Source organism: Finegoldia magna (genome assembly GCF_002243175.1).
GTDB classification, from domain to species: Bacteria; Bacillota; Clostridia; order Tissierellales; family Peptoniphilaceae; genus Finegoldia; species Finegoldia magna_J.
This window is the reverse complement of sequence record NZ_NDYF01000001.1, coordinates 22,972-30,467: the sequence shown is the minus strand read 5'-3', so window position 1 is coordinate 30,467 and position 7,496 is coordinate 22,972. Positions and strand designations below refer to the sequence as shown.

Sequence of the window (7,496 nt, the reverse complement as noted above, 5' to 3'; positions counted from 1 at the left end):
TCAGCGTGGCCTGGACAGTCTACGTGTGCGTAGTGTCTTTTTTCTGTTTCATATTCTACGTGAGAAGTGTTGATTGTGATTCCTCTTTCTCTTTCTTCTGGTGCTTTGTCGATGTTAGCGTAGTCTATGAATTCTCCTGATCCCATTCTCTTGTTTAATACAAGTGTGATTGCTGCTGTTAATGTTGTTTTACCATGGTCTACGTGACCGATTGTACCAATGTTTACGTGTGGTTTATTTCTTTCAAATTTAGCTTTACTCATTGCTTCCCTCCTGGAAATTTTTAGTTATTTTTATTATATCACAAACGTTAACAAATTACATTTTTTGGGGGAAATTTACAAAACTAAAACCTCACCGACAGATCATCGGTGAGGCGTAAATTTAAAATATTTCATCAAGTTTTTCTTCCAAGTTTCCGTCTTGGATACATTTTAGAGAATCAAGTTTCCTAAGATTGTGCTTTTCAATGTTTATTTTATCTGAAAAACCTAAAATATAATTAATAGCTATCCTATAAATTATTTCAGTTGGAGCAAGTCCAAACACTTGATTTGCAAATATGTGATTTAATCTTTCCTGATCATCAGGGAACATTTTCTTTATTTTTTCACTTCTATAAAGCCTTTTAACAATCTCAGTTATATACAATCCCGATTTCATATACAAATCAATAAATGTCTTGTCCGGATTATCAAAACATCCTGGATTTTCTTCTTCCAACATGTCCACCATTTCTTTTACAATTTTCTTAGATGTAAATATTTGGTTGGTTTTTTGAGGTGGAATGTAATCGAAAATATCCTTTTTAATATTTTCGTCAAAATAATTTGATAACTCAGTTTTTTTATTCAAAAATTCAATAACAGAATCGTTGAACACTATTTCATCAAATAGCTGACCATCAAAATGTTTTGTTTCTTCAGCTTCTTCATCATAATATTCTCCGCCATCTCTCAAAAATCTAAATTGATCCAAAGTAATACTTGTGACTTCTAGGAAAACATCATTTGGAACAATCTTGTCAAATGAATCAAGCGTTACATCTTCTGAGCCATAAACCATCAAGAAAGAAGGAATAGTCCTTGCAAATCCCCTCAAATGATCTCTCACACTATTTTCTATTTCGTGTTTTTCGTCATTCTTCTTTTCTTTTTCAACAGTTTCAACAATTGTTTCTCCAGATTTCTTTAACACATCATCTTGTTTAAACTTTTCTCTTATATTAGTAAACAACTCTTCTGTCTTTTTGCTTAACTCGTCATTGTATTTTTCGTTTATTGAAGTAACCTCTTCACTAGATGACGCCTGTTGTACCTCTTCTTTCCTTTTTGATTCTAATAAATTAGTTTCAATCTTCCAGCTTCCGTACTCCTTGTTAACAATCTGTTCAGTAGTTTTGTTCAGCTTATTTTCCAAATCTCTTTGTGTAGATTTTTTCAAATCTTTTCCATAAGATTCCTTGGCGACATCTATTAACGTTTCTGTCACAGGATCAGTAAAAGCTTGTTTTAAACTTTTTAGATTATTCGTATCAGTAGCATTGCTATCAAATGTGTACTTAGGCTGATCTGTTTTTATGGAGTTTTCTATTATCTTGTATACCTTATCTCCGAAAATATTCTCTGTTTTCTTTTCTACATCTTCAATTGGAATTGTAACTTCGTTGTTCTCATCCAAGTTCAATTCTTCGACATTGCTATTGTTCAAATCAGTATACTTCTTGTTTTCTTTTATAGCATCAAACTTATCGATTATTTTCTTTACAGCATCAGGAGCGCTAAATATATTTCCTATATTAGCGAACAAGAAATTCGACATAAATCCATGATTAACAACTTCAGTCGCATGAATCTTACGTGGAATCGTCAACACTTTTTCAGCATCCAATAATACCATTGAACCATTCGGATCTTCACCAAATACAGGGAAGAAATTCAACAATTCCTTGATTTGCTTCTTTCTAGTTTCCGTATCACCACGTCCACCAGAAGTATATTGCGATAAATCATTTGCAAATTCTTCGAAAATAGTCAAAGTCCTAGCTGGATCAAAATCAAATACATAGGCATTTTTCTTCCTATACATTTTGTTGCCATCATTAAATAAGCATGGATTTTGTGCTCTAAAAGCTGCTTGCATGTACAATGAAGGACTCTTCATATTACTTAACATCAGCACAGCAGTCCATTCAGGAATCGTAATTCCCGTTGTCAACTGACCAACAGACAAAGTAATAGTCTTGTCGTATTTTTTAATAGCATTCACAACTTGGTCGTATGCTTTTTCATTTACTGCTTCATCATCAAGCCTTCCATCTCCTGCTGCTATAATTATTTCATAATCTCTGAATATAGGATGTTCTCTTAATTTCTTGCCCAAAGCCTTCGCACTGTCAACACGATTTAAAATCCAAAAAGAATGCTTAATCTCATTTCTCAAATCTTCGGTTGAAAACGGAAACTTTTCCAATGTAACCAAAGCATCCAAGAATTTATCAACATCATACTCATAAATAAATCTACCAGATTCATTTGTTGAGAAGAATTCATTCAAATCAAAAGCAAATTCCTTCACATCACCTTCGATTTCAATTCCTTCTTCTATTTTATCTCTGACAATATCTGACATCTTGTAAGTAAACAAATTAAGTTGTGGAAGTTGAGAGTAGGGATTTTCTTCTTCGTTAGAATTGTCCCAATTATGCTTTGCCTTTTGTTCATCTGCATAAGTCCAGTTATATATTGCATCATCAGAAAACTTATCATTAGCTAACGCTTTAAATGGAGTTCCCGAAAGATGAAGAGTATTCTTTCTTGAAATATGATCAAATGCAACATCAGTCTTATATGTGTCCACTCCCTCATGTGCTTCATCAATAATTAAAATATCCCAAGTAATTCCAATTTGTTTTCCATCTTTTCCGATATGATTACTAAGTTCGCTTAACTTATCGGATGTAGGATCTCCACCAAAATATTTCGAACCCTTTATATCTTGTAAACTAACAAATTCAATGTTTCCCTTTAAGTTTTCATCAATTCCTAACCTATCAGTGTATTCTTTTCTTGTGAGAACGAATTTCTTATTCTTCAAAGAATCCACACGACTCACAAAATAATATCCAGAATTCGCACCAATAAACTTTTCGTAATCCTCATACCATGAATTGGCAATAGCCGGACGATTTGTTACTATCAAAATATTTTTAAATCCCATTTTCATGCACAAGTCATACGCAGACAAAGTTTTTCCAAATCTAGGCTTTGCATTCCACAAAAACTCTCCATTTTCGTGAGATTGAAAATATTCAATAGTCTTTTTCACGCAATTTTCTTGCTCATTTCTGAGATTATACGGACTAGGATCGTTGTTATCTTCGACAAAACCCTTGTTTTCACGAAACTCATTAAAATCATTCTTCGCACTATCAGGATCTATCTGAAACCATTCCGTATTATCTTCTCTTTTAATGCCAAGTTTATTCAAATAACTGTGGAACTCCTTGTCAGTAAAACACTCGTTAGTTCCCTCGTATACGGCGTTTTTATTCCAATGTAACTTGTATTTGATCCCTGCAGTATGAGTTTGTTCTTTTATTCTAGTATCCACATCTCTTTCAGTAAATCCAATTTTAGTCCAACCATCATGATAAGAAATGCCAGGAGTAGTGTAAGCATAACATTGTGGAATAACTTCTTTTGTTGTGTTGATATTAATCTTTTCCATTATTTCATCTCCTGAACTTTCTCTTCGATAAAATCTATCTCGTCTTTTGATAAATTATATTTTTTGTACAACTGTTGGTCTATTTCTGGAATTGATTGTGACCAGTCAATATCAGAATTTTCGGTAAAATCTTGGATTGGGACATTTGTCCATGTTTCTTTATTATTTCCTTGAGTGATTTTTAATGTTCCTAGAAGTGTTCTGCAAAATTTTGTCTTTAAATATTTTAGCATCGCTTCAGCTTCATACCTAGTATCAAATCTACCAAAAGATATAAAAGTTTGAGTATTTCCGATTAGGGGTTCCCCGATTAGGGGTGTGCTCAAAACCTCTCCTATTGCCCCTGAGCCGTTCGCTGCGGGCACAAAAACCTTATACTTGTGGATGACCTCATTGTCTTCAATATATTTCTTTTTAATATACCTATACGCCCTTTTTTTCTTTATTAATCCCAGAATTTTATAACTTTCTTTTTCCTCATTTTCTTTAAATATTTCTGGTAATCTTTCCATTATAATTTGTCTAAGTCTCTTGTCTTTTCCTCCACTGCCAATTATTTTTCTATATTCGGGATAATCTTTATATAATTCTTCTAAGTTAAATTTACTTTGTATATCAATTATTGATTTTATATTTTCAAATTCTTCATAATTGACAACTTTCTTTCTAATTGAGTTTAATTCTTCAAAACTTGAAAAAGTAATTATTGGGTCGAATTTTTTCGAATTATCATAATATGTAATAGCAATCCCACCTTTAATGTCCGTCGTTCTAAAGATGTTACTAGATTTTTGTGTGTATTTTAAAACTTTAAAGTGTTCATCATTTAAAATTTTTTTATTCCATGACTTTGGTGTTTTTCCAGCATTAAACAAAAATCTTGCCGGTGTTATTAAGATAGTTTTCTCAGAAATTTTATAAGCTTCATCCATAAAATAATTATATATAGGGTCATCACTTGTGCTTGTTCCCTCAGCCCTATTTTGATAAGGTGGATTACCTATTACAAAATCAAATTTTTTCATTCTATTTCTCCTTCAACTCATTAAACTCTTGTGATTTATTTGCTTTCCAATCGAATATTCTACAATTTATTTCAGTGCTTTCATTTGTTTCAAACAAGCTTACTTGCTCATTCGATTTTATCTCGTCACTAAATGGAACAGTCCCTGTCAATCCATCCATTTGCCAAATATTCCAACTTATTATGTTTGCTAATTTTAGTAAAGTTTTACTGTCAACTTTTTCATTCCATTTTTCTTCGTAATATTCTACAAATGTTAATAGTACATTTATTCTTGCAATCAACAGACTGTCTCCCTGATATTCATACCCATAACAGCTTTGTACGGATTTTACTGCCCAGTTTATCCAATCTGTTTTCGTTGTGACATTTTCATTTACTATTCTTAATTTTCTATCTAAAATCCCCATTCTATTTATGGTTTTAGGTATTCTTTCTCCTGATGATACATCATATCTTGATACTAAAAACGGAGCTTCTCCACATGTAATCTCTAACCTTGTTGATTGAATGTAATCTTGCCAAGTTTTACCTTCTGGGAATTTTATATCCTCTGTAGTAGGATTCCACGACATTTCTTCTTCAACATTGAAGACGTTTTTTCTTCCAAACCATTCTTCATCAATGCTATTATTCATCTGATTTACTATCCATGATGGTGTGAAAACTTCAGCTCTTTTTTTCGTTCGTTCTGACTGCGTGTCTTCTTCCTTAGAAGTTCGTGGTTCCAACTCAAATCCTATCTTAGTGAATATATTTTCTCCGATTTCTTTGTTATGTATAAACGATGAACCTAGATATTCTCTTGTATTTGTTGCCCATATTATATTTTTCTTGGTTGTTTTGTCTTGTAGCAGTTTTTTTAGTGTCGTTCTAACTGCGTAAGAGTCAAAATCTATAAGTTTTTCTGACATATCTTTCCTCACCATTTTAATGTTTTCATTATTATATTAATTGTATCATTATATATTTTTTTCTCCAATAATTAGCAAAATTTTTTCCCTTGACTAATGACACTGTGTCACATATAATTTAATTATGACAGTGTGTCATTTTAGTTGAGGGGTGATTATATGCCGAAGCAAACTTTTTATAATTTGAGTGAAGATAAGAGAAATTTGATTGATGAGGTTTTGAAGGATGAATTTTCCAAGAAGCCTTATAAGGATTGCAATGTGAAGAATATTGTGGAGAGGTTGTCGATAGCGCGTGGGAGTTTCTACCAATATTTTGAGGATTTGAAGGATTGTTACTTCTACATTCTTGACAAGGAAACTAAGGATGTTCATTTGCTTTTTATGTCTGTGTTGAAGAAGAACAACAACGATGTGTCGAGGGCATTGGATGTGTTTGGCGATGAGGTGTGCAATCTGATTTTTGAAGATGGCGAGTATAATTTGTACAAGTTTAGGTATTTGTATTGGAATAGCGAGTTGGAAGATGGTTGGAAGGCTACGAAGAAGGAATATTACGAGATTTTCCACGATAATTCTGATGGTATGAAGTTGGAGCTTGTGTATTTTATGAAGGCTATTGTTCACAGTTTGATTGAGAGAAATTTCAAGGAGAATTGGTCTAGGGATGTTTTTCTAAAAAAATACAAGCTGCATATTAATTGGTTGAAAAAAGGGGTGAAAGATGAAGATTTTTGAGAGTTTATTTGATGTAATTTATTTGTCGGTTTTGGTGGCTCTTGGCGTTAGATTATTGTTGGAGAAAAGCAAGGGTGCGAGGTTGTTCGGTGTTATGGCGATGGTGCTTGGTTTTGGTGATGGTTTTCATTTACTTCCAAGGGTGATTGCGCATCTGAGTCCTGGTGGTTTTGAGGCTCATGCAGCAGCTTTGTCGTGGGGTCAATTTGCGACGAGTATTACGATGACGATTTTCTACGTGCTTTATTATCATTATTATAGGATGCAAAGTAATGATACGGACAATACAAAAAAATGGTTGATTTACGGCTTGGCTATTTTGAGGATTGTTCTTGTGTTGTTGCCACAAAATAATTGGGGAACTCTTGATGGAAATTATATGTTTGGAATTTATAGAAATATTCCTTTCTTGATTATGGGAATTTTGCTTGTGATGTACTCTTACAAGAAAAAAGAAATGCATGCGTTCAAACACATGTGGCTTTTGATTTTGTTGTCATTCTTGTTCTACGTTCCTGTTGTGTTGTTCAGCAAGACTGTTCCTGCGATTGGTGCTTTGATGATGCCAAAAACTGTGGCTTATTTTCTGATTGTGTGGATGGGGTTCAAATATTTTGTGCGTGATTTCAGGGCAAATAATTTGTTCGCAAATTCGATTACGCTTTTGATTATGGGCTTAATCGGTGGTGTGTTTTATCGTGAATTCACGAAATTCTACGCATTTACAGACGCAACTCATCTCGGCAAGGTTCACGTTCACACTTTGGTTCTTGGTTTTGTCGTTAGTTTGTTGATGTATTTATTGGCAAAAGATATGGAGAATGTGAAATCTTTGAAGAAACCGTACGCGATTTATCTGACAGGTCTTGCGTTCACAATTGCAAATATGGTTGTGATTGGAATTCACGAGGTTGTTCGTGAGGAAACGGATGTGATTATCCGTGCGGCAATAGACGGAACTTCTGGTATCGGCCACATTATCCTCGGAATTGGAATTGTGTGGATGTTTGTGAGGGCATATAATTTGAAAATAGCAGAGTAATTATGGGAGTAGCTTATGTGAGCTACTCTTTTTGTGTTTTGTGGACTTT

At 33.4% G+C, this 7,496-nt stretch carries 6 protein-coding genes; 2 read left to right on the top strand and 4 right to left on the bottom strand.

Translation table 11 applies throughout. The features are described 5' to 3' along the window. From B9N53_RS00135 to B9N53_RS09280, 4 genes are all read right to left on the bottom strand, one after another. Positions 1-263 (bottom strand): GTP-binding protein (locus tag B9N53_RS00135; protein WP_242432377.1); only part of this gene is annotated, 263 nt, incomplete at its 3' end. Between the two features lie 121 nt (positions 264-384). After that, positions 385-3,729: a DEAD/DEAH box helicase gene (locus B9N53_RS00130; protein WP_094203179.1), complete on the bottom strand. Its 3,345-nt coding sequence runs from the start codon at positions 3,727-3,729 to the stop codon at positions 385-387. Beyond that, positions 3,729-4,754 carry an Eco57I restriction-modification methylase domain-containing protein gene (locus B9N53_RS09285; protein WP_094203178.1) on the bottom strand — a complete coding sequence of 342 codons (1,026 nt, stop codon included), beginning with the start codon at positions 4,752-4,754 and terminating at the stop codon, positions 3,729-3,731. The genes B9N53_RS00130 and B9N53_RS09285 overlap by 1 nt, the downstream gene beginning before the upstream one ends. Position 4,755: 1 nt before the next feature. Next, positions 4,756-5,667 (bottom strand): restriction endonuclease subunit M, encoded by a 912-nt coding sequence (locus tag B9N53_RS09280; RefSeq protein WP_094203177.1) that lies wholly within the window; start codon positions 5,665-5,667, stop codon positions 4,756-4,758. A 159-nt stretch (positions 5,668-5,826) separates the two neighbouring features. Here B9N53_RS09280 and B9N53_RS00115 point away from each other — a divergent pair, with 159 nt between their 5' ends. Together B9N53_RS00115 and B9N53_RS00110 are read left to right on the top strand one after the other, a co-directional pair. Then, entirely contained in the window at positions 5,827-6,405 is a 579-nt protein-coding gene (locus tag B9N53_RS00115) for a TetR/AcrR family transcriptional regulator (protein WP_094203176.1), read from the top strand. Then, positions 6,392-7,447 (top strand): DUF2871 domain-containing protein, encoded by a 1,056-nt coding sequence (locus B9N53_RS00110; RefSeq protein WP_094203175.1) that lies wholly within the window; start codon positions 6,392-6,394, stop codon positions 7,445-7,447. The genes B9N53_RS00115 and B9N53_RS00110 overlap by 14 nt, the downstream gene beginning before the upstream one ends. Positions 7,448-7,496: the final 49 nt, after the last annotated feature.

What these genes read in the sequence shown, in the direction of transcription:
- B9N53_RS00115 (WP_094203176.1), top strand. Translation starts at nt 5,827, where the DNA reads ATGCCGAAGCAAACTTTTTATAATTTGAGTGAAGATAAGAGAAATTTG.
- B9N53_RS09285 (WP_094203178.1), bottom strand. Translation starts at nt 4,754, where the DNA reads ATGAAAAAATTTGATTTTGTAATAGGTAATCCACCTTATCAAAATAGG.
- B9N53_RS09280 (WP_094203177.1), bottom strand. Translation starts at nt 5,667, where the DNA reads ATGTCAGAAAAACTTATAGATTTTGACTCTTACGCAGTTAGAACGACA.
- B9N53_RS00110 (WP_094203175.1), top strand. Translation starts at nt 6,392, where the DNA reads ATGAAGATTTTTGAGAGTTTATTTGATGTAATTTATTTGTCGGTTTTG.
- B9N53_RS00130 (WP_094203179.1), bottom strand. Translation starts at nt 3,729, where the DNA reads ATGGAAAAGATTAATATCAACACAACAAAAGAAGTTATTCCACAATGT.